This is a genomic window from Rhodanobacter ginsengisoli, assembly GCF_042657065.1.
GTDB classification, from domain to species: Bacteria; Pseudomonadota; Gammaproteobacteria; order Xanthomonadales; family Rhodanobacteraceae; genus Rhodanobacter; species Rhodanobacter ginsengisoli.
Map to the genome: position 1 here is coordinate 1663477 of NZ_JBHSNF010000001.1, position 20089 is coordinate 1683565.

17 protein-coding genes are annotated in these 20089 nt (G+C 65.3%); 13 read left to right on the plus strand and 4 right to left on the minus strand.

What is annotated here, in order from left to right; genetic code table 11:
* Positions 1–106 precede the first annotated feature (106 nt).
* Positions 107–598: a GFA family protein gene (locus tag ACFPPA_RS07690; protein ID WP_377318886.1), complete on the minus strand. Its 492-nt coding sequence runs from the start codon at positions 596–598 to the stop codon at positions 107–109.
* Between the two features lie 105 nt (positions 599–703).
* Between ACFPPA_RS07690 and ACFPPA_RS07695 the strand changes: the two genes are divergently transcribed.
* The 3 genes from ACFPPA_RS07695 (at position 704) to ACFPPA_RS07705 (ending at position 4253) form a co-directional block, all read left to right on the plus strand.
* Positions 704–2542: an ABC transporter ATP-binding protein gene (locus ACFPPA_RS07695; protein ID WP_377319462.1), complete on the plus strand. Its 1839-nt coding sequence runs from the start codon at positions 704–706 to the stop codon at positions 2540–2542.
* Positions 2543–2785: 243 nt separating this feature from the next.
* The gene (locus tag ACFPPA_RS07700; RefSeq protein WP_377318888.1) at positions 2786–3121 is read left to right on the plus strand and encodes a hypothetical protein; all 336 of its coding nucleotides are present in this window, start codon (positions 2786–2788) and stop codon (positions 3119–3121) included.
* Positions 3122–3194: 73 nt separating this feature from the next.
* Entirely contained in the window at positions 3195–4253 is a 1059-nt protein-coding gene (locus ACFPPA_RS07705; RefSeq protein ID WP_377318890.1) for a radical SAM/SPASM domain-containing protein, read from the plus strand.
* A 32-nt stretch (positions 4254–4285) separates the two neighbouring features.
* Here the strand turns inward: ACFPPA_RS07705 and ACFPPA_RS07710 are convergent, their stop codons facing one another.
* On the minus strand, positions 4286–5779 hold the full coding sequence (locus ACFPPA_RS07710; protein WP_377318892.1) for an amidase: 1494 nt from the start codon (positions 5777–5779) through the stop codon (positions 4286–4288).
* A gap of 143 nt (positions 5780–5922) precedes the next feature.
* Between ACFPPA_RS07710 and ACFPPA_RS07715 the strand changes: the two genes are divergently transcribed.
* From ACFPPA_RS07715 to ACFPPA_RS07735, 5 genes are all read left to right on the plus strand, one after another.
* Positions 5923–7323 carry an NfeD family protein gene (locus ACFPPA_RS07715; protein WP_377318894.1) on the plus strand — a complete coding sequence of 467 codons (1401 nt, stop codon included), beginning with the start codon at positions 5923–5925 and terminating at the stop codon, positions 7321–7323.
* A 66-nt stretch (positions 7324–7389) separates the two neighbouring features.
* Positions 7390–8148 carry a slipin family protein gene (locus ACFPPA_RS07720; RefSeq protein WP_377318896.1) on the plus strand — a complete coding sequence of 253 codons (759 nt, stop codon included), beginning with the start codon at positions 7390–7392 and terminating at the stop codon, positions 8146–8148.
* An 81-nt stretch (positions 8149–8229) separates the two neighbouring features.
* Positions 8230–9039 (plus strand): SAM-dependent methyltransferase, encoded by an 810-nt coding sequence (locus ACFPPA_RS07725; RefSeq protein ID WP_377318898.1) that lies wholly within the window; start codon positions 8230–8232, stop codon positions 9037–9039.
* A gap of 187 nt (positions 9040–9226) precedes the next feature.
* Positions 9227–9529, plus strand: coding sequence for a hypothetical protein (locus ACFPPA_RS07730; RefSeq protein WP_377318900.1), 303 nt, complete (start codon positions 9227–9229; stop codon positions 9527–9529).
* A gap of 52 nt (positions 9530–9581) precedes the next feature.
* Positions 9582–11360, plus strand: a complete 1779-nt coding sequence (locus ACFPPA_RS07735; RefSeq protein ID WP_377318902.1) for a sensor domain-containing diguanylate cyclase — start codon at positions 9582–9584, stop codon at positions 11358–11360.
* Here the strand turns inward: ACFPPA_RS07735 and ACFPPA_RS07740 are convergent.
* Positions 11342–11638 (minus strand): hypothetical protein, encoded by a 297-nt coding sequence (locus ACFPPA_RS07740; protein ID WP_377318904.1) that lies wholly within the window; start codon positions 11636–11638, stop codon positions 11342–11344. The genes ACFPPA_RS07735 and ACFPPA_RS07740 overlap by 19 nt on opposite strands.
* A 3-nt stretch (positions 11639–11641) precedes the next feature.
* On the opposite strand from ACFPPA_RS07740, the gene ACFPPA_RS07745 reads away from it, so the two are divergent.
* From ACFPPA_RS07745 to ACFPPA_RS07765, 5 genes are all read left to right on the plus strand, one after another.
* Positions 11642–12451, plus strand: coding sequence for an SAM-dependent methyltransferase (locus ACFPPA_RS07745; protein ID WP_377318906.1), 810 nt, complete (start codon positions 11642–11644; stop codon positions 12449–12451).
* 20 nt (positions 12452–12471) lie between these two features.
* On the plus strand, positions 12472–13017 hold the full coding sequence (locus ACFPPA_RS07750) for a GNAT family N-acetyltransferase (protein ID WP_377318908.1): 546 nt from the start codon (positions 12472–12474) through the stop codon (positions 13015–13017).
* An 18-nt stretch (positions 13018–13035) separates the two neighbouring features.
* Positions 13036–13338 (plus strand): hypothetical protein, encoded by a 303-nt coding sequence (locus ACFPPA_RS07755; RefSeq protein ID WP_377318910.1) that lies wholly within the window; start codon positions 13036–13038, stop codon positions 13336–13338.
* Positions 13339–13341: 3 nt separating this feature from the next.
* Positions 13342–15171: a GGDEF domain-containing protein gene (locus ACFPPA_RS07760; protein WP_377318912.1), complete on the plus strand. Its 1830-nt coding sequence runs from the start codon at positions 13342–13344 to the stop codon at positions 15169–15171.
* Positions 15172–15384: 213 nt separating this feature from the next.
* The gene (locus ACFPPA_RS07765; protein WP_377318914.1) at positions 15385–17091 is read left to right on the plus strand and encodes a M28 family peptidase; all 1707 of its coding nucleotides are present in this window, start codon (positions 15385–15387) and stop codon (positions 17089–17091) included.
* Positions 17092–17152: 61 nt separating this feature from the next.
* Here ACFPPA_RS07765 and ACFPPA_RS07770 read toward each other — a convergent pair whose 3' ends face one another.
* On the minus strand, positions 17153–19918 hold the full coding sequence (locus tag ACFPPA_RS07770; protein WP_377318916.1) for a M14 family zinc carboxypeptidase: 2766 nt from the start codon (positions 19916–19918) through the stop codon (positions 17153–17155).
* Positions 19919–20089 lie beyond the last annotated feature (171 nt).

Here is a 20089-nt window from a genome sequence, read left to right on the forward strand (position 1 = left end):
GCAGGCGGTCAATCGCGACGAGGACCTGCGCGGGCGCCGACGACGGCGAGCGTTCAGATTGGCGGCGTGCCGGCCCGCCGGCGACGGCCGCCGCGGCTTCGATGCCTCAGGGCTGGCGTGCCGCGCTCGCCAGTGCCGCTTCGCGCCGCGCCAGGCTCTCCGCCGGCCAGTAGCTGGCCCGATCGTAGTACTCGGCCACCGCGGGGATGTCCGGCGACAGCTGCACCCACGGCTGCCTGGTCGAGGTGAAGATATGGATGTCCGGCGGCATCCGCGCCGGTTCCTTCAGCGTGCCCACGCGCACGAAAGCCAGAGCCTTGCCGGCGCCGGCGTAGTGGCTCCACAGCGCCACGCGGCAGCGCGGACAGCGTGCGATCAGCTGGCCCTTGCCGCTGTTCGAGGGCGTGTCCACCAGTTCCGGCGTTCCCTGCAGCAATTGCAGTCGATCGGTCTCGATCATCGCGTTCAGGGCGAACGCCGCGCCGGATTCGCGCTGGCACCAGGTGCAATGGCAGCAGTGCACGAACAGCGGTGCGCTGGTCATCCGGTAGCGGATCTCGCCGCAGGTGCAGGCGCCTTCGAAGGTCTCGCTGGTCATGGCGGGTTCTCCTGTTCGAGCAGCAGCTCGGTGTCGTCTTGTCACTGCCACGGCGGTCGAGCTTCAATCACAATGGCGGAACACGCAAGCCCGGAACACCCCATGATCTTCCGCTGGTTCGAATCCCTGATCGACGCGTTCAAGGAACCCGTCGACGACATGCCGCCGAAGTCGGTGTGGCGCTTCTACGCGTTCTACCTGCGCCAGGTCTGGCCGGTGTTCCTGGCCGCGATCGTGGTGGGGTTCGGCGTGGCGACGGTGGAGGTCTCGCTGTTCGGTTTCATCGGCAGCATCGTCGACATGGCGAAAGGCACGCCCGGTGCGGCGTTCTTCCATCTGCACGGCCACACGCTGCTGTGGATGGCGCTGGTGGCGCTGGTGGCGCGACCGCTGCTGAACAGCCTGCACGACCTGCTGGTGAACCAGGCGATCCTGCCCAGCCTGACCAACCGCATCCGCTGGCAGAACCACCGCTACGTGATCCGCCAGAGCCTCGGCTTCTTCCAGAACGACTACGCCGGGCGCATCGCCAACCGGATCATGCAGACCGGCGCCAGCCTGCGCGAATCGGCGGTGCAGATCGTCGACGCGATCTGGTACGTCACGATCTATACCGGCAGCGCGATCGTGTTGTTCGCGCAGGCCGACGCGTGGCTGGCGGTGCCGCTGGTGCTGTGGGTTTTTGCGTATGTCGGCCTGCTCGGGTTCTTCATCCCTCGGGTCAAGCAGCGCTCGTGGAAGGCGTCGGAGGCCCGGTCGAAACTGATGGGACGCATCGTCGACGGTTACAGCAACGTGCTCACGCTCAAGCTGTTCGCGCACACCCGGCGCGAGGAAGCCTATGTGGCCGAGGCGATGGCCGAACAGACTGACCGGTTGCGCCGGATGACCCGGTTGACCACGGCGATGGACGCCAGCATCACCGTGCTCAACGGTTTCCTGATCGTCGGCACCTCGGCACTGGCACTGTGGCTGTGGAGCGAGGGCAGGGTGACCGTGGGCGCGATCGCGCTGTCGACCGGGCTGGTGATCCGCATCAACAACATGTCGGGCTGGATCATGTGGGTGGTCAACGGCATCTTCGAGAACGTGGGCACCGTGCAGGACGGCATCACCACGATCTCGCAGCCGCGTGCCGTGCAGGACCGCGAAGGCGCGATGCCGCTGGAAGTGACCAACGGCGCGGTGCGCTTCGAGCACATCCACTTCCATTACGGCAAGCGGGGCGGCGTGATGGCGGGGCTGGACCTGGCCGTGCGCGCGGGCGAGAAGATCGGCGTGGTCGGCCCGTCCGGCGCCGGCAAGTCGACCCTGGTCAACGTGCTGCTGCGGTTGTACGACCTCGAGGGCGGGCGCATCCTGATCGACGGCCAGGACATCGCGCAGGTGGCGCAGGAGAGCCTGCGTTCGCAGATCGGCGTGGTCACCCAGGACACCTCGCTGCTGCATCGCTCGATCCGCGACAACATCCTGTATGGCCGTCCGGATGCCAGCGAGGCACAGATACGTGCCGCCGTGCGCAAGGCACGGGCCGACGAGTTCATTCCGCAACTGGTCGATGGCGAAGGCCGGGCGGGCTATGACGCCCTGGTCGGCGAGCGTGGCGTGAAGCTGTCGGGCGGCCAGCGCCAGCGCATCGCGATCGCCCGCGTGCTGCTGAAGGATGCGCCGATCCTGGTACTGGACGAAGCCACCTCCGCGCTGGATTCGGAAGCCGAGGCGGCGATCCAGGACAGCCTCGACCTGCTGATGCAGGGCAAGACGGTGATCGCCATCGCGCATCGCCTGTCCACCATCGCGCGAATGGATCGGCTGGTGGTGCTGGACAAGGGCGTGATCGTGGAGAGCGGCACGCATGCCGAGCTGATCGCGCACGAAGGCTTGTATGCGCGGCTGTGGCGGCGGCAGACCGGCGGCTTCGTGGCGGCCGACGACGCGGCCTGAGCGAATTCGCCTGGCGGGTATGGCCTGACCCGGCTGGTACGGGCATCGGGTCAGGCCAGCCCCGGCCCGGCGCGGGGCCGGCCAACGCGCATGGGGTTTGCGGCACGCCCGCTGCTGGCACGTCGCTTGCTCGGTCTCGACACGGGTCGAATGGCGTCGGCAGCCCGCAAGCCGGCGGGCACATGCCAGCTCGACCCGAATGACCGTCCGGGCACCGGGCAATCCGCCGCAGGAGGCAACTTCATGGCCACGACTCGCAAGACCGCAAGCAGCGCAGACAGGGGCTCCGCCAAGCTGTTCACGCTCAAGCCCAACGACCACGCCGGCATCGCGAAGGCACTCGGCATGGCGCGCAGCGATTACGAAGTGAAATGGTGGTGGAAATACGGGCAGCCGGCGATCGATCTGATCAATGCGCAGCTGCAAGTCGATACCAAGCAGATCGGACCGGTCATCAGCCAGCTGATGCACCTCAACGGTCCCGCGATGCAGGTGACCGCACGCTGCTTCCCCTACGGCATTCCGGTGCCGGAGTGGTATCGCGTGGAAGTGTCGATCCGCAACGCCGTCGGTCGCTGAAGCGGGCGATCGCTCGTCCCCCACCGCCGGGCGGGGCTTCCCGCCCGGCGTGCCGCCTTGCTGCGAGAACGCCATGGGCCCCACCGGCGACGCCGTCAACGTCATCCAGATCCATCCCACCTTGCGCTGCAACCTGCGTTGCCAGCACTGCTATTCGACCTCCGGGCCGGAGCAGAAGGGGGAGCTGGCGCTGGACGTGCTGCAGCGCTTCCTCGCCGACGCCGCGAGCGAGGGCTACAACGCGATCGGCCTGTCCGGTGGCGAGCCGCTGACCTGGAAGCCGCTGCCGCGGCTGCTGGCATCGGCCCGCGCGCTGGGCTTCACCACCTCGGTCACCAGCAACGGCTTGCTGCTCGACGCCCGACGGCTGGCGCAACTGGCTCCGCACCTGGCGCTGCTGGCGATCAGCCTCGATGGCGTGCCGGAAAGCCACGACCGCATGCGCGGGCGTCCGCGCGCGTTCGAACAGATGCGTGGCAAGCTGGATCTGCTGCGCGCGGCCGGCGTGCCGTTCGGCTTCATCTTCACCCTGACCCTGCAGAACCTGTCCGAGCTGGACTGGGTCGCCGCCTTCGCCTGCGCCGAGGGCGCGAAGTTGCTGCAGATCCATCCGCTGGAACAGGTGGGCCGTGCCCGCGACTACCAGCTGTTGCCGCCGGACGAGCTGGAGCTGTCGTACGGCTTCCTGGAGGTGGCGCGGCTGCAACGGCAGTATCGCGACCGGCTCACCCTGCAGTTCGACGTCGCCGATCGCCAGCTGGTCGCGCGCGAACCCTGTCGTGCATTCGCCGGTCCTGCACCCGCCGCGGAGGTGGCGATCGCCAGTCCGCTGGCGTCGCTGGTCTCGCCGCTGGTGGTGCAGGAGGATGGCTGGGTGGTGCCGATCCAGCACGGCTTCGGCACCGACTACGCGATCGCCCATCTGGATCGCGGCCCGTTCCGGGCGCAGGCGGCCCGTTGGAAGCGCCAGCAGCATCCGCGCTTCGCCGCGCTGGCCCAGCGCGTATGGGCGGAGATCGGGGACGCTCCCGAGCACCTGCCGTTCACCAATTGGTACGCGGCGATCACCACGGCGAGCGCCCGTCGCCGGGCGGCACGGCCGGTGGGCACGCCGGTGCAATTGAGCGTGTAGGGGCGATCAGGGTGCAGCCCGTCTGACGCGGCTCACAGTGGCGGCCGGAATCCGCCCCAGGGTCGGGCCTGTTCCAGTTGCGCGGCCAGGCGCAGCAGGGTGGCTTCCTCACCGAACCGCGCCACGAACTGCACGCCGTACGGCAGCTGCGCGCCGCCCGCTTCGGCCGGCGCCCGGTGCAACGGCACCGACATGCTCGGCGTGCCGGTGAGGTTGGACAGCTGGGTGAACGGTACCCGCTGCAGGCTGGTGGTCACCAGCGTATCGACCATGCCGCTCTTCAGTAGCAGGCGCCCCGCATGCAGCGCGAGCACCACCTTCGCCGCCGCTTGCTGCAGCGGCGGCGTGGCCAGCTCGCCGATGCGGTTCGGCGGTTGCGCGGTGGTCGGGGTGAGATACAGGTCGTAGGTTTGATGGAAGCGTCCCAGCGCCCGCGCATAGTCGTTCCAGCGCAGCCGTTCGTCCACGTAGTCACCGGCACTCAGGCTGCGACCGAGCAGGGCCAGGATGCGCGTCTCCAGTTCGAACGCCCGCGCGCCCGCGCCGGTCAGTCGCCGCGCCCGCGCGACGCTTGCCGCGGTCTGGCCGAAATACATGCCGATGAAGCTGCGGGCCAGTGCGTGGCCGTCGATCTGGGGCCGGGCCGGTTCCACCGCGTGACCGAGATCGGTCAGCAGCCTGGCCGCGTGCATCACCGCCTGCACGCATTCCGGATGCACCGGCGTGCCCAGCGGCGACTCGGTGCTGAAGCCGATGCGCAGTTTCCCCGGCGGACGCTGGATCTCCTCGGCATACGCGCGCTCGGGCAGGCCGATCGCGAACGGCGCGCCGGCATCGGCGCCGGCGATCGCATCGAGCATGCGCGCCGAATCGCGCACGCTGCGGGTCAGCACGTGCTGGCTCGACGCGCCATCCCAGAACTCGCCGTAATCGGGGCCGCTGGGCACGCGGCCGCGCGAGGGGCGCAGCCCGAACAGGCCGCAGTAGGCGGCGGGAATGCGGATCGAGCCGCCACCATCGGAGGCTCCGGCCACGGGCACGATGCCGGCCGCGACCGCCGCCGCCGCGCCGCCGGAGGAGCCGCCGGGCGTGCGCGCAAGGTCCCATGGATTGCGCGTCGGTTGCTCCCACAGCTGCGGCGCGGTCTCCGCCTTCAGCGCGAACTCCGGCGTGGCGGTCTTGCCGAACACCACCAGGCCGGCATCGAGGAATCGTTGCACGATCTCCGCGTGCTGCCGCGGCACCCAGTCACGCAGCGCACGACTGCCCGAGGTACTCGGTACACCGGCATAGTCCTGCGCGATGTCCTTGAGCAGGAACGGCACGCCGGCGAACGGTCCGCGCAGCGGTGCCTGCGCCCGCTGCCGCGCGATCGCCTCCATCGGTATGCAGATCGCCGCCAGCCGCGGATTGACTTCGGCCATCCGCGCCAGCGCCGCTTCCAGCGCCTCGCCGGCCGATATCTCACCGCCGGCGATCAGCGTGGCCAGGCCGGTGGCGTCGTGGCGGAGGTATTCCTTGAACATGGGCAGTCCGGGCGGCAAACCTGGTCAGATCATGGCACGGGCGCCGGCGGCTGTTGCTCGCCGGCCATCTGCGTCGATCATCGGATTTGAACGCCGGCCGGGGTACAGTGCGTCAACGTCGCGGATGTCTTGCGGAGGTCGCCGTGGTCACACGCTGGTTCTCGCGGATCGGATTGGCGCTTCTTTGCCTGCTGGCGACGCCGTTCGTCTCGGCCGATGCGCCGATCGCTGCCGACCAGGCGGCGAGCCCCGGCAGCGTGGCGCAGATCGCGCTGGATGGCCCGATCGGCCCGGCGGCGGCCGAGTACTTCGACGACGCCTCGGATCGTGCACAGGCCGACGGCGCGCTGGCCATCGTGCTGCGGCTGGATACGCCCGGCGGGCTGTCCGATTCGATGCGGCAGATCATCAGCAGCATGCTGGCGAGCCGGATCCCGGTGCTGGTGTACGTGGCGCCGGCGGGCGCGCGCGCCGCCTCGGCCGGCACCTACATCCTGTATGCGGGGCAGATCGCCGCGATGGCTCCGGCCACGCACCTGGGCGCGGCGACGCCGGTGAAACTGGGCAGGCGCACGCCGATGCCGGCGTTGCCCGGGGCCGACGATCATCCGGCCGGCGCGGGATCTTCCGCGTTGGACAGGCCGGACCAGGCCGACGACGATGCCGAGTCGCACAAGGTCGTGAACGACGCGATCGCCTACATCCGCTCGCTGGCGCAGCTGCGGGGACGCAATGCGCAGTGGGCCGAACAGGCGGTGCGCGGCGCGGCCACGCTCACCGCCACCGAGGCGGCGCAGCAGCACGTGATCGACTTCGTGGCGACCGACGTGACCGACCTGCTGGCCAGGGCCGACGGCCGCACGGTGCAGGTGGGCGGTCGCAACGTCACCCTGCGAATCAAGGGTGCCACGGTGCGTGACTATCCGCCGGGCGCCCGCACGCGCTTCCTGGCGATCATCACCAACCCCACGATCGCCTATCTGCTGCTGCTGGGCGGCATCTTCGGCCTGCTGCTGGAGGCCCTGCACCCCGGCGCGATGCTGCCGGGCATCGTGGGTGCGATCTGCCTGCTGGTCGGCCTGTATGCGCTGCAGCTGTTGCCGGTGAACTACGCCGGGCTGGCCCTGATGGCGCTGGGCGTGGGTATGCTGGTGGGCGAGGCGGTCCAGCCCACGGTGGGCGCGCTGGGCGTGGGCGGGGTGGTTTCCTTCGTGACAGGGTCGGTCATGCTGATGAATACCGGGGTACCCGGTTATGCGGTCAATCTCGGCGTCATTGCCGGCATCGCCGTGTGCGCGGCGGCGCTGCTGGGCCTGATCCTGTGGCTGGTGTTTCGTTCGCGCCGGGCCCGCCAGTTCACCGGCGACGAGGCCATGCTGATGGATACCGGCGCGCTGCTGGAACCGGTATCCGCCGATGGCGAGAGCTGGATGATGCTGCACGGCGAGCGCTGGCGCGTGCGCTGTACTTCCGCACTGCCGGCCGGCGCGCCGGTACGCGTCGTGCGGCGACAGGGGCTGTTACTGTGGGTTGAGCCCGTGTGAGTCACCGCGCGACGAAGTCAGGCGTGGTGCAGTGCCGGGACAACTTGCGATTCACTGGAGATGATCATGTTCGGATTCCTGGGTGTAGTGGTAATACTCGTGGTGATGCTGCTGTTCTCGGCGATCAAGATCCTGCCGGAGTACGAGCGCGGCGTGGTGCTGACCCTGGGCCGCTACACCGGCACCAAGGGGCCGGGCCTGGTGCTGCTGATCCCGATGGTGCAGCGGATGATGCGGGTCGACCTGCGCATCACCGTGATGGACGTGCCGCCGCAGGACGTGATCTCGCGCGACAACGTGTCGGTGCGGGTCAACGCGGTGGTGTATTTCCGCGTGGTGGAACCGGACAAGTCCGTGCTGCAGGTGGCCGACTTCTACCAGGCCACCAGCCAGCTGGCGCAGACGCGCTTGCGCTCGGTGCTGGGCCAGCACGAGCTGGACGAGATCCTGTCGCAGCGCGAGTCGATCAACCGCACCCTGCAGACGATCCTCGACGAGGCCACCGATCCCTGGGGCATCAAGGTGGCGAACGTCGAGATCAAGGATGTCGACCTCAACGACACCATGGTCCGCGCGATCGCCCGCCAGGCCGAGGCCGAGCGCGAGCGCCGCGCCAAGGTGATCCACGCCGAGGGCGAGATGCAGGCCGCCGAAAAACTGCGCGACGCCGCCGCGATGCTGTCGCAGCAACCGCAGGCCCTGCAGCTGCGTTACCTGCAGACGCTGGCCGACATGTCCAACAACGGCAAGTCCTCGACCATCGTGTTCCCGCTGCCGCTGGACCTGATCAAGCCGTTGATGGATGCGTTTCCCTCGAAGTCGTAGTCGGCCCCGCCCGCGGAACTGGCGCAATCGCCCGCAACGGCGATAATGCGCCCGACCTCACTGTCCGCACGAGCCACTCGCATGGACGACACCCGTTTGCCCGGAAGCCTGGTCTGCGTGGGCATAGGCATGACCCTGGGCTCGCATCTGGGCCCGCTGGCGCGCAGCTACATCGAGCAGTCCGATGTGGTGTTTGCCGGGGTTTCCGACGGTGTGGTGGAGCTGTGGCTGCAGCGCATGCACAAGGACGTACGCAGCCTGCAGCCATACTACCGCGAGGGCAAGTCGCGCATGCAGACCTATCGGCAGATGGTCGAGGCGATCCTGACCGAAGTGCGTGCGGGCAAGAAGGTCTGCGGCGTGTTCTACGGCCACCCCGGCGTGTTCGCCTGGGCGCCGCACAAGTCGATCGCGGTGGCGCGCAGCGAGGGTTACGCCGCGCACATGGAGCCGGGCATCTCCGCCGAGGACTGCCTGTACGCGGACCTGGGCATCGACCCGGGCACCTACGGCTGCCAGCACTACGAAGCCAGCCAGTTGCTGTTCTACCAGCGTCGGATCGATCCCACGGCATACCTGGTGCTGTGGCAGGTAGGCATGGTCGGTGACCAGTCGCTGGCACGCTTCTCCACCGGCCCGGCTTACAAGCAGGTGCTGGTCGACGTGCTGGCGCGGGACTATCCGCTCGACCATGAAGTGATCATCTATCGCACGCCGACGCTGCCGATCCAGCAGGCGCGGATCGTGCGGGTGGCGTTGGGCGACCTGCCACGGGTAGAGATCGACATGGCGGACACGGTGGTGATTCCACCAGCGCACCCGCTGCAGGTCGATCACGAGATGCGGGCACGCCTCGCCGCGCTGGATCGAGACACGTCCGATACTGTCTGAAGGAAACTGCAACAGGCATTTCACATGCCTCGGAAAATCAGGGGACACCGCGCGGGGAAGAATTGCGACTGACGAGAGCGTTTCTGCAAGTCTGGCATCGGGCGGAGGGACTTGGCTTGCCGGACACTGCAAAGTGGTACCTTGTCCGGGAAGGGTGTCGACCATCCAGATAACAGGGGGATGATCCGTGTTCGATGTCATCGATTTTCTCGAAAGTGTCGGTGAGGGTGCACAGTTGCGTCATGCGGACACGGCGGCGCTGGCGGCCGCATTGAGCGCAACGCAAATTGATCCGGAGTTGCAGGTGGCGATCCTTGCCAGGGATGAACGGGGGTTGCAGGTATTGCTGGGCCGGGATCCCTTCTGCTGTCTGATCAATCCTGCCAAACCAGATGAGGATCAGGATGAAGAGCAGGAAGAGTGTGACGGCAGCTGTGAGAACGGTGAGGACAAGGCCGGCGACAAAGACAAGGGCAGGGATAGTGATTAAAGACCAGACGTCACGACTGGCCGTTTCCGCGCCTGTAACCACCGGCTAGCCCATGGACCGGGCGGGCAAATGCAGGTCGGTGTTGCCCCGCTGTGCGCTTCTGCTTTCGTTTGTCGCCGGCGTGGTTGCTGCGGCTGCGCCCGTATCCAATGATCCTGCGCAACTGATAAAACGGGCTGAAAGCATCGAACCCTCCAGTCATGCCGAGTTCAACGAACTCATGCGTCGACTCGACGAGGCCGCAACGAGGCTCTCACCGCAACAGAAGCTGCATTGGCGCTATCTCCACGCGCGGCAAATCGCCTTTGCGGGCAACTTTGACGCAGCCCTGCCGCCGTTGACGGCAATCGCTGATCAAACGGCGGATCCTGTTCTGGCATTCCGCGCCGACGCCAACGTGATCGATCTGTTGGTGGCCGAATCCCGCTATGAGGAAGCCTTTGCGAGGTTGGATCCATTGCTGGGCCAGTTGCCGAAGATGAAGGAACACGACGTTCGCATGCAGGGTCTCGGTGTCGCGGCACAGTTGTATAACGAGGCGAGTCAATACGATGCGTCCATTCGCTATGCCGATCAAATAGTCAAGGAAAGCACCGACGCCAAAAACGCATGTAGAGGCTGGTTCTACAAGTCCGCCGCGCTGTTTGGAAGTGGCAGTGCACAGTTGCCCGCCGATCAACTTCACGATGGCGCGGAAGCATGCGGAAAGGCAGGCGATACGCTGTTTTCTCTCAGTTATCGGTATTTGCTGGCCAGTTTCGACATGCGACACGGCCGGCCTGATTTGGCCATCCGCCTGCTGCAAGCGAACTACCCAAAGGTCCTGCGAGCAGGCTTTCCGCCGCAGATTTCGGAGTTCGAGGCTACGCTGGCCAGGGCTTACCGGATGGAGGGCGACCTTGTCTCGGCAGCGAAATTCGCCAAAAGCGCCCTGGCTACCAATATCAACAGGCCATATTCGGAGTCGACAGCCATCGCCTATCAGGTGCTTTACCAAGCTGACAAAAAGGCGGGTGACGGCACCGGTGCCTTGGCAAACCTCGAAAAATACGTCGTCGCCGAAGGGGGCTATCAGAGTCGCCTCAGCGCAAAAGCGCTTGCCTATCAGATCGTCAAGCAGAAGGTGTTGGCGAAAAAGCTGCAGATCGAGGGGCTGGACAAGAAGAACAGGATTCTCACCCTGCAAGGAGAGCTGGATCGCAAGGCGGCTGAAACCAGTCGGCTGTCTGTGATGCTGCTGTTGCTGGTGCTGGCGTCGATCGCCGTGTGGACCTACCGGATCAAACGTTCGCAGTTGCGTTTCATGAAACTGGCCCGACGGGACGGCCTCACTGGCATCTTCAATCGGCAGCACTTCGTCAGCTCGGCCGAGCAGCAGCTGCGCTATTGCAGCAAGTCGGGACGTGAGGCCTCCCTGGTCCTGATCGACCTGGATCATTTCAAGGAGGTCAATGACTCGCATGGTCACGACGTCGGCGATCACGTGCTCAAGCGCGCCGTAGCGACTTGCAAGGCACACCTTCGCTCCATGGATGTGTTCGGCCGCCTGGGTGGTGAGGAATTCGGCATACTTCTGCCCGAGTGCGATCTGGATCAGGTGATGAGCCGGGTTGAGCAGATGCGCGCGGCAATTGCCACAGTCTCTGTTGGCAAGGACGTTTCCGACGTTGCCATTTCGGCCAGTTTCGGTGTCAGCACCGTGACGTGCTCGGGGTACGACCTGCGGCAGTTGATGAAGGATGCCGATAATGCGCTGTATCGGGCCAAGCGCGAGGGCCGCAACCGGGTCTACCTGTTCGAACGCCCGCCGGTTCAGCCGAATCTCGTCTGAGGCATTGCGTGCAACGCATGTTTCAATCTGGCCCGCTCCCCCTGTTCAAGGCGCTGGTCATCACGGCGGCCAGGGCCGAGCGCGGCGACCGTGCCGCGGTGGTCCATGCCAAAGGCGTGCCAGATCCACAACGGCAAGTCCTCGGTGCTGCCATCAGACCGGATCCGGGCGCTGATGGAGGCGTTTTCATCGGTGTCATGGTGGCGCCGTTCCGCCGGGCTGGAGTCATTGCAGGCAATCGCGATATGGTCGCGTTTCCCTTTACGACATGAATCCATCGCATGGACGACACCCGTTTGCCCGGAAGCCTGGTCTGCGTGGGCATAGGCATGACCCTGGGCTCGCATCTGGGCCCGCTGGCGCGCAGCTACATCGAGCAGGCCGACGTGGTGTTTGCCGGGGTTTCCGACGGTGTGGTGGAGCTGTGGCTGCAGCGCATGCACAAGGACGTACGCAGCCTGCAGCCGTACTACCGCGAGGGCAAGTCGCGCATGCAGACCTATCGGCAGATGGTCGAGGCGATCCTCACTGAAGTGCGCGGGGGCAAGAAGGTCTGCGGCGTGTTCTACGGCCACCCCGGCGTGTTCGCCTGGGCGCCGCACAAGTCGATCGCGGTGGCGCGCAGCGAGGGCTACGCCGCGCACATGGAGCCGGGCATCTCCGCCGAGGACTGCCTGTACGCGGACCTGGGCATCGACCCGGGCACCTACGGCTGCCAGCACTACGAAGCCAGCCAGCTGCTGTTCTACCAGCGCCGGATCGATCCCACGGCATACCTGGTGCTGTGGCAGGTGGGCCTGGTCGGCGACCAGTCGCTGGCGCGCTTCTCCACCGGTCCGGCCTACCGGCAGGTGCTGGTCGACGTGCTGGCGCGGGACTATCCGCTCGACCATGAAGTGATCATCTATCGCACGCCGACGTTGCCTATCCAGCAGGCGCGGATCGAGCGGATGGCGCTGGGCGACCTGCCGCGGGCGACCATCGAGATCGCCGACACCGTGGTGATTCCGCCGTCACGGCCGCTGCAGGTGGATTCCGAGATCCGGGCGCGGCTGAAGGTGCTGGACCTGGCGATGGCTGAGAACGCCTGATCCCGATGGATGCGCTCGGCGTGAAATCGTTTTCGTGCGAGACCGAGCGGTTGCTCCTGCGACCGCTGGCGGAAGGCGATGAAGCTTTTTTTCATGCGATCTACACCGATCCGGAAATCATGCGCTTCATTGGCACGCCTTTGACTGAAACGCAGGCCGCAGGCCGATTCCGGAAGATCGTCAGGCGGCAGCTCGAAGCCACCGCGGAGGGCAAGTACCTTGTGATACTGGTACGGGAGACGCACAAGGCTATCGGCATTTGTGGTACTTCCGACTATGATGCGAAAACGGGGGCGTTGGAGGTCGGGCTGGTCTTGACTCACGAAGGGCGCAAGCAGGGGTTTGCAAGGGAAGCCTTGGCCGCATTGGTGGAAAACGTTTTTTTGGCTTCCCGGATTCAAGAGCTGTGTGTGCGGTTTTCTCCTGAAAACGTTGCTGCGCAAAAGTTGGCTTCCAGCGTGGGCTTCTTGCCTTGTACTAGTGTTCCATCGGATGGTCGAGATTCGTCCAGATGCTATTGGTCAGCCCAGCGACAACCGCAGTGCCCTACCAGATCATTTCAATAGGCAAAGGGGAATGTGCAAATGTCCAACGTGATCGACTTGCTTGAGAAGATGGGGCAGGACCCTCAGATGCGTGACGCGTCGTCCAATGACGTGGCACAGGCTCTGGACAGCGCTCAGATCGATCCGCGAGTGAGGGAAGCCATCCTCGCCAAAGATCAGCGGCTTCTTGAGGCTTTGCTGGGGAGCAGCAATGTCTTCTGTGGGTTGTTGCCCGGCAAACAGGATGAGGAAGAGGAGGACGATGGCGAGGAGATGCCTTCACGCGAGGATTCCGAAATTTCCTTGCGCGGCCCACTTCGAGTCGTGGCCTCGGCAGGCTAATTGATGTTTCGCTGTGGCAACGTGCGCAGGACATTCCTTTATGGGGGTGTCCTGCTGCCGCTTTTTCTGGTGGCTGCGGCTTTTGCACAGTCGCCTTCGGTTGACCGTGCAGAGCAACTGCTGGGGCAAGCGCGGGCCGTTGAAACGTCGGACGTTGCCAGGTTCTCGGCGATTCTTCAACAACTGAACAGCGGTTCGATCCCCCTCTCCCACGAGCAGCAGTTGCGGCTGCGCTATCTCAACGCGTTTCAGCTTGCCTACAAAGGCGACAACAAGGACGCGGTGCTTCTGCTCGATAGCGTGATCGACGAAAGTTCAAACCCTACGTTGCGGCTCCGCGCACTTTCCACGGAGGTCAATGTCCTTGGGCTGTCTTTTCGCTATGAAGAAGCTTTTTCCAAACTCAATCAGTTGTTGGATCTGCTTCCCCAGGTGACCGATAAGCCGACGCGATTGCAGGCCATGGGTGTTTCATCATTGTTGTACACGGAAGCTGGTCAGTACGATCTTGCCGCGAACAGTGCCGATCAGATGCTCTATGAAGGTTCGACCCCGGGCGATACCTGTAGAGCAAACTACGTAAAGCTTTTTGTGCTTCACAAAAGTGGAAAGTTTTCGACACTTGATCCGGAAGTCCGTCAGGCAGTCGGCATCTGTGTCAGGGCCAAGGAACCTCTTTTTGCAAACTTGATTCGTTCATTCATAGCGGACTACGAAATCCGCCATGGACAGTTCAAAGAGGCGATCACGTTGTTGCATGCCAATGCCAGAACGGTTCGCAACACGCACTATCCAAGGCTGATTTCCGAGTTCAATGAAGTGCTGGCGCGAGCTTACTGGGGATCCGGCGATGCTACCCGGGCACAGGAAGCTGCGCTCGACGCGGTAAGCAGCGCCATCAAGAACGAATATACCGAGCCGCTGGCCCTGGCTTACAAATTGCTCTACCAAATAGAAAAGCAACAAGGCAATTTCGCTGCAGCCCTCGACTACCACGAAAAATACATGGCGGCCGACAAGGGCTATTTGAACTCGCTGAGCACCAAGGCGCTGGCCTATCAGACCGTCAAGCAGCAGGTACTGGCGAAGAAGCTGCAGGTCGCCGCGCTGAACAAGGAAAACAGGATACTGCAACTGCAGCAGGCGCTCAGCAAGAAGGATGTGGAAGCGGGCCGGTTGTGGATCATCCTGCTGCTGTCGGTGCTGGCGTTCATTGCCTTCCTGACCTACCGGATCAAGCGCTCCCAGCTGAAGTTCATGCGACTGGCTCGCCGCGACGGGCTGACCGGAATTTACAACCGGCAGCATTTCGTCACCGAGGCCGAGCGGCAATTGCAGTACTGCAGGAAGTCGACGCGTGATGCCTGCCTGGTCCTGATCGACCTGGATCATTTCAAGGTCGTCAACGACACGTTCGGCCATTCGACCGGTGATCGTGTACTCAAGCGCGCGGTGGAGGCTTGCCAGGCGCATCTGCGCTCGACCGACATCTTCGGCCGCCTGGGCGGGGAGGAGTTCGGCATCCTGCTGCCCGAATGCTCGCTGGAGCAGGTGGTCGGACGGGTCGAGCAGTTGCGTCTGGCGATCGCCTCAGTGGCCGAGCGGGACACGCTCGATGTCTCGGTGTCCGGCAGCTTCGGCGTCTCGGCGACGGAGCAATCCGGCTACGATCTGCGCGAGTTGCTCATCCATGCCGACGACGCGCTGTACCAGGCCAAGAATACCGGGCGCAATCGTGCCGTCGTATTCGATGCCTCGAAAGGCGATTCCCACGAAGAGATGCGAAAGTCGCGCGCGGGTGCACCCGTGGTCGATATCGCCGATCAGGTCTGATTCCAGCGACAGGTGATGCCGTGGGTTGCCACGTCTGCGCGGTGCGGATGGAGCGCGCGTTGATCGCTGCATCGCGTTGAGGGGCTTGCTCCAGCCGCGGCGCATGCGCTGCGCGCAAACAGGAGGCGACGCGCGTTGGGGATGCCGGGTCGTGGACAGCAGCGGACAGGCGCGTTAGAAAGGACGCTTGTTCGCCAATGCAGGAGCTGTCCGATGCGCGTCACGATGTTCGTTTCCCTGGTTGCCTTGAGCGCGTTCGCGAGCCCGCTCCTGGCGGCCCAACCAGCGCAGGCGCCCGATCCCGCGACCAGCAAAGCGGTTGAGCTGGCACCGCAGATCAATGCCACCGATTTCGCCCGCTTCGACAAGACGCTCAGTTCCGACGCGTTCGGCGGGCGCAAGCCAGGCACCGTCGGTGCCCGGCGCACCACCGATTTTCTGGTGGCGGAGTTCAGGCGCATGGGACTGCAGCCGGGCAATCACGGTTCGTTTTTCCAGACCGTGCCGGCTGACGGCACCCTGCTGCTGAATACCGGTGTCGCGCTGAATATCGCCACGCACGGCAAGCACGCGAGCTTCGCCTACCGTACCGACATGATGGCGCAGACGCTGCAGGCGAAGGCGCAGGTCGATCTGAAGAACTCGCCGATCGTGTTCCTCGGCTACGGCGTGGACGCGCCGAACTGGCACTGGAACGACTACCGGGGCGTTGACGTGAAGGGCAAGACGGTGATCGTGCTGGTCAACGATCCGGGTTTCGCCACGTCCGATCCCAAACTCTTCAACGGCCGCGCGATGACCTACTACGGCCGCTGGACCTACAAGTACGCCGAGGCCGCGCTGCAGGGTGCCGCCGCCTGCTTCATCGTGCACACCAGCGACGCGGCCGCGGGCTACCCGTTCAGCGTGCTGCAGAACAGCGGCAGCGGTCCGCAGCTGAGCCTGCCGCCCAGCGTCGATCCCGCGCCGCGCCTGCCGGTGGCCGGATGGCTCACGCATTCCGCGGCGACCCGGCTGTTTGCCGATGCCGGGCTGGACTTCGACGCGCTCGCGGCCAGCGCGGCGAAGCCCGGCTTCAAGCCGGTGCCGTTGCAGGCCACCGCCTCGATCAGCCTGCACAACAAGATCAGCCACTTCGAGTCGAGGAACGTGCTGGCGATGGCGCCGGGCAGCGACAAGCCGGACGAAGTGGTGGTGTACACCGCGCACTGGGATCACCTGGGCACGGATCCCTCGCTGAAGGGGCACAAGGTCTACGGTGGCGCGATCGACAACGGCACCGGCCTGAGCATGCTGCTCGAACTGGCCGACGCTTTCGCCCACCAGCGCACGCCGCCGGAGCGCAGCGTGCTGTTCTTCATGCCCACGCTGGAGGAGTCGGGCCTGCTCGGCTCGCAATACTATGCGGCCCGGCCGGTGTTCCCGCTGCGCAAGACGGTGGCCGACATCGCGGTGGATGCGCTGCCGATCATCGGCCGCGCCCACGACATGACCGTGATCGGCAAGGGCCAGTCGCAACTGGAAGACATGCTGGCCGATGTGCTGAAGACGCAGGGGCGGGTGATCTCGCCGGAGGCCACGCCGGAGAACGGCTTCTACTTCCGTTCCGATCACTTCAACTTCGCCAGGGCCGGGGTGCCGGCGATGCTGGCCAGCTCGGGCCTGGACCTGCTCGACGGCGGCAAGGCGGCGGGCAAGAAGGCTGCCGACGACTACACCGCGCATCGGTATCACACGCCGAACGACGTGTTCAATCCGGACTGGGACTACTCCGGCATCCTCGAGGACACCCAGGCGCTGTACGACCTGGGCGAGTACCTCAGCCACGCCGGCGTCTGGCCGCAGTGGTATGCCGACAGCCCGTTCCGGGCCAAACGCGAGAAGATGATGGCGCCGCCGGTCAAGCCGGCAGCGAAGTAGTCGCCGGTACGAACGGGAACCTCGGACAGTCGCTGTTCCGAGGTTCCCGCCTGAGCCGGCGTCAGGGCTTCGCCGGCGTATCCAGCCTGTCGAAGTGGGTGATCGCGTTGAGCACCAGCGGGTAACTGCCGATGGTTTCGCCGCGCCACATCGGATTGCTGGCGAACAGCAGCACGTGGCCCTTGCCGTAGCGGGCGTCGACCACGGCGGCCCGTTCGGCCATCTCGCTGCCGCCATCGAGCAGGCCGGCAATCAGCAGCTTGTCCGCCGCGGCGAAGCGCAGGATCACCTGCGGCCGCTGGTCGGCCGGAATCACCCACGGGTTGTGGCGCATCTGCTCGGCATTCAACGGCAGCGCCTGCCACGGCTTCACGTCCGGCAGTGCCGGTGGCGCGATCGAGGCACGTCCCTCGGGCAGATCGGTGTCGTGCGGGCCGCCGCGTCCGGTCGGGCGCTGGAAGTCCTTCGCGGTCGGCAGCCCCTTGTCGCCGGTGACCAGGTTGGACACGGTGAACGACTGGCCCGCGGCGCTGTAGATGGCCAGGTCGTCCGCGGTGTAGCTGGCGGCGATCGGACTGCGGCGATCGACGAAGGTCGTCTGCAGCACGCTGCCGACGACCTTGAGCTTGCTGGTGGGGGTGACGAACACGCCGGGGGCCAGGCCTTCGTCGATCGCGAACTTCGCACTGTCCTCGGCGGTGATCAGCAGGCCGCCGTCGCGCACGAAGCGCTTCAGGCTGGACACGCCGCTTTCGCCCAGACCGGGGCGGATATCGTCGGTGCTGTCGATGCGACCGAGGTTCGGGGTGAGCTTGCTGGTTTTCCAGGGCATCGGGTTGCCCCACATCGGCAGGCCATCGACGATCTGCTGCGAGCTGGCGCCGCCGATCGGTCCGAACAGGATCACGTCGTACTTCGCGCGCAGGTTGCCGATCTTCGCCACGTCCTGGGTGCTGATGTAATCGTATTTGACGTGCAGGTTGTCCAGCGCCATCCGCCACCAGCCTTCGGTCTGTGTATCCAGCCAGGTGTGCATCAGCGCGATGCGCGGCAGTCTCGCGTTCGGCAGGTCGACCGCGGCCAGCCCCTGCGGCACCGTGACGGCACCGCTGACCGGATTCATCGGCGCCTTCAGGATGCTGTCGTCGGTGACCCGCACCACCTTGACGTCGAACAGGTCGCCCATCGACCACGCGGTATCGTCGTAGGGATGCTGCTGGGGATCCTTCGGCGACCAGTACTGGCGATCGAGCAGGGTGTCGGCGATGCGCGAGTACGGTTGATCCATCCGCACGATGTAGCTGCCGGCGGCGAACGTGCGCGAGCGGGACTGGTCGGATTTTTCGCCCTTCTCGTCGCGGTCGGACTGCTGCGCGGGCAGGCTCACCGTGATCGGTGCCGTGCTGCGACTGATCTCGACATGCTGGCGCTGCATGATCCGCAGCAACTGGGCCTGCGAGCCGGGGCGCTTGTCGTCGGCCGGCAAGACGTAAGCAGCCGGGCCCGCGTCCTGCGGCTTCTCGATCGAGCGTTTGCTCTTCAGATAGAAGTTCTTCAGGAACAGCTGGCTGTTGCTGGAGAAATAATCCAGCGCGGTGAGCAGGCCGGTCTGCTCGTAGTTGTTGTTGTCGCGCTGCGACCAGGTCACCACCGGCAGCGGCGGGTTCGGCTTGTACCAGGTGCGCTGGTACTCGCTGGGGTCCAGCATGCGCTTGACCGTGTCGGCGCCGCCGTTGCCGAAGGTCTCGTAGAGCCGGCTGATGCCGTTGTGCATGGCGGCGATGAACATCAGGTAGCCCGGGCTCCAGGTGTCGAAGTCGCCATGGGTGAACACGCCCGGCATGCCGAACTTGGTCATCTGCTGCACGTTGTTCCAGCCCAGTTGCTGCCATTCGCCGGTGAGGATCGGGTCGATCCAGGCGTTGTAGGGGCCATCGCCGACGGTGTTGTCGTAGAAGAACGGCACCGACTCGTGCAGGTCGTGCAGCACCTGCGCATGCCAGCCGATATAGGTGTCGGCCACATTGCGCGTGAGGTTCAGCGTCATCGCCATCGCATCGCGGTTGTTGTCGTGCGCGACATAGTGACCCCAGTACAGCAGCGGTGGGTATTCCTGCCCCGGGTGCGCCAGGTGCCAGTTGTACAGGTCGACCATGCGGTCGCGGCCATCGACCTCGACCACCGGGGTGATCAGGGTGATCACATGGGAGCGGATGTGCTTGACGTACGGCGCGTCGTCCACCGCCAGGCGGTAGGCCAGCTCCATCAGCGCGGTGGGCGCGCCGGTCTCGACCGAGTGGATGGTGCCGGTGATGTAGTAGATCGGGGTGGACTGGGCGATCAGCCGGTCGGCGGTGGCGTCGTCCATGCCGATGCTGCGCGGATCGGCCAGTTTGGCCAGGCGCGCCTTGTTCGCGTCGAGGTCGGCCAGCAGGCTTTCGTCGGCGATCGCCACGGCGATCATCTCGCGGCCTTCCTCGGTCTTGCCGATGGTGAATACCTTGACCCGCGGACTGGCCGCGGCCAGCGCACGGAAGTAGCGGTAGACGTCGGCCGAATAGGGCAGGTAGTTCGGTGCGCCCGCGATGTGGCCGAGCACCTTCTCCGGCGTCGGCACGCTGGCCGAGGCGGGCAGGTAGTCGGTCAAGGGCGAATTGAACGACGGATCGGTGGTGTCCTTGAGGATCTGCGCGGTATAGGCCTGATCGATCGGCTGTGCCGGATCGCGCGCGTAGGACATCGAGCCATTCGGGGCGGTGGCTGCAACGGCGCTGAAGCCGCCGAGCGCGAGCAGGGCGGACAGTGAAAATCGACGATAGGCATGCATGGCAACAATTCCCCGGGATGACATGGCAACGGATCGCTGCACTTTGCCAGAACCCGTGCGATGGCGCGTAGCCCATCCGTTGGGTAGCGAAAAGGTTCCGGGGCAGGGCCGGCGGATTGGGGGCTGCCACCCTCGATCCGCCCGAAGCGCCGCAGCCCCCGTTCGGAGAGC